General features: G+C 70.9%; 4 protein-coding genes. 2 read left to right on the top strand and 2 right to left on the bottom strand.

Annotated features, from left to right (window positions below; translation table 11 throughout):
- Positions 1-138: 138 nt before the first annotated feature.
- Positions 139-411 (bottom strand): hypothetical protein, encoded by a 273-nt coding sequence (locus tag CCN39_RS49960; RefSeq protein WP_143264518.1) that lies wholly within the window; start codon positions 409-411, stop codon positions 139-141.
- A gap of 75 nt (positions 412-486) precedes the next feature.
- Between CCN39_RS49960 and CCN39_RS49955 the strand changes: the two genes are divergently transcribed.
- Together CCN39_RS49955 and CCN39_RS48890 are read left to right on the top strand one after the other, a co-directional pair.
- Entirely contained in the window at positions 487-957 is a 471-nt protein-coding gene (locus tag CCN39_RS49955) for a DUF4231 domain-containing protein (protein WP_158104633.1), read from the top strand.
- Positions 958-1,050: 93 nt separating this feature from the next.
- Positions 1,051-1,239, top strand: a complete 189-nt coding sequence (locus CCN39_RS48890; protein ID WP_086854039.1) for a hypothetical protein — start codon at positions 1,051-1,053, stop codon at positions 1,237-1,239.
- On the opposite strand, the gene CCN39_RS48885 is transcribed toward CCN39_RS48890, so the two are convergent.
- Positions 1,236-2,105, bottom strand: a complete 870-nt coding sequence (locus CCN39_RS48885; RefSeq protein ID WP_086854037.1) for a DUF8017 domain-containing protein — start codon at positions 2,103-2,105, stop codon at positions 1,236-1,238. The two genes, CCN39_RS48890 and CCN39_RS48885, sit on opposite strands and share 4 nt — an antisense overlap.
- Between the last annotated feature and the right edge of the window lie 60 nt (positions 2,106-2,165).

Below are 2,165 nucleotides of genomic sequence, written 5' to 3'. Positions count from 1 at the left end.
GGTCATCGGCAGGTTGTGCACGAGGTCGAACGAGACGACGACGTGGTTGACCGCCTCGGCGTTCGCGTTGGAGACGACCATGTAGCCCTGACCGCCGGGAACGGGACCTGCGCGAACGGCAGGAACAGGCCGCGAAGGTCACCGCGTGGATCGAGTACGCCGGCGGTCCGCCTGGGCGACCCGGCCGTCGCGGATGGCGATCCACAGCGCCACCACGACGGCGCCGATCGTGCCGATGCCCCCGACCCACTGGCCGGAAGCGCCCCACCAGTCCGGATCCCGCGGCTCGACGAGCCAGATCCAGGCCTTGGCCAGCAACGGCCCGAACAGCAGCAGCACCCCGGAAACAGCCAGTACCCCGAACGCGACGGCCCGGATCCGCCCGAGCCGTCTCTCCGCATCCCCGCTCATGCCCGCAGCCTGCCGAATTCCGGCGCCCAGCGGAAGCGGCAAAACACCCGCGCCGCCGGTGCTACATTCGTCGTCGTGTCCGACGAGCCCTCCGGCGAACTCGCCTTTCTGCGCTCCGAACTCGACCAGCAACTGCGCCGCTACTCGAAGCGCCGCAGGCGCGACAAGCGAAAGGCGTTCGGGCTACAGCTGTCGACGGTGCTGTTGTCCGCGTCGATCAGCGTCCTGCTCGGCCTGCGCAACGTCGACGGCCACGCCGACCTGTTCGCCAACATCGCGCTCGGGCTGGGCGCGCTGATCACCGTGCTCGCGGCGGCGGACGCGTTTTTCTCCCACCGTGAGCTGTGGATCCTGCGGACGCAGACCATCCGGGACCTCGAGAGCATTTCGCGGGAGCTGCGGTACTGCACGAGCAAGGACCTTTCGCCGGAGGAGCTGAAGCAGCACGTCGAGCGGATCTACGGCGAGCTCAACCGCGCCATCGAGCGCGACAGCAAGAACTGGGACCGCCTGCGCGCACCGTCCGGCGTGGACGCGAAGGAATGACCCGCACGGCGGTCGTCCTCACCGCCCTGCCCGTCGAGTTCGAAGCGGTCGCCGGCCGGCTCCAGCGTCGACGCCGATCTCCGCAACGCCCCGATGCAGATCCTCACCGAGCACGTCCCGGACGCCTGGCCCGACTCGATCGCCATGCTCGACGACGACATCGACGTGACCCAGGAAGACTTCTTCGTCCGCTCGGTCGTCGGCGCGATCGCCGCGGAAGACGAATTCGCGCACGGCTGGATCGTCGGCGACCTCGAGGCGTACGAAAGCCGGCCGCTCTAACGGACGGTGGTCGGCGGCGGAGTCGTCGTCCCTCGGTCCGCCGCCGGGACGAACCGGTAACTCCGCACGACCCGCAGCAGGTCTTCGCGGATCGAAGGCCCCGAGCGGTCGGTGTCCGCGTACGCCACCACCACGCCGGACACGCTCGAACTCCCGCCGAACCCCATCGCCACCACCACCGCGTGCTCGGCCGCGCATCCCCCTCCGTGCGTCCCCGCCACTTCGGCGACCACGATCCGGGCCGGGACCGAAGTGCCGTCCGCTCTCTTGACCTGCGCTTCCGTGGCCGGGCTCAGCTGCGGCGTCCCGCCGTACGCGCCCGCCGCCACGTCCGTCGCGGCCTTGCGCGCCGCCGCCTCGAGGTCTTCCAGGGGTTCCGTCGTGATGCCCGCGCCGCCCAGCGTGCTGGTTCCGCAGGCGTACTTGCCCAGGAATGCGCTGGTGATCAGCCTGATCCCGGTCCAGCCGTGCTGCGTGTCGGGCGCCGGCTCCCAGGCCGGCGGGACGTCGTAGGCGTACGAGCCGTCGCGACCCGCCACCGCCTGCCAGCCCTCGACCGCCGCCGGCACCACCACGCGCGGCGAAGGCGTCACCACCAGCGGCGCGGGGGGCGGCGAAGAAGACGCCGGGTGCGGCTTGCCGACACCCAGCGCGTTCAGCACACCGGCGACCAGGGCGATGAACACCAGGCCGAACCACGGCGCCCGCCGCCACTTCAGCGGCTTCGGCTTCGGGCGGATCCGCTTCGGCTGCGCGCGTGGCGCGTCCGCGGGTTCGTAACCGCCGAACCCGCGAAGCGCCGCGTTGTCCTCGTAACCCGGCGTGGCGTCTGTGGTGTTTTCGGGGCGCCGGGAGAACAGCCCCATCTCAGGAGCGGACGAGCTTGACCAGGTGCTCGACGATGGCGTCGACCGCGATCTCCTCGC

Origin of the sequence: Amycolatopsis kentuckyensis, assembly GCF_002155975.1 — a bacterium.
Taxonomy (GTDB): domain Bacteria; phylum Actinomycetota; class Actinomycetes; order Mycobacteriales; family Pseudonocardiaceae; genus Amycolatopsis; species Amycolatopsis kentuckyensis.
Note: the sequence above shows the minus strand (reverse complement) of the source record. Positions and strands in the feature narration are given on the sequence as shown.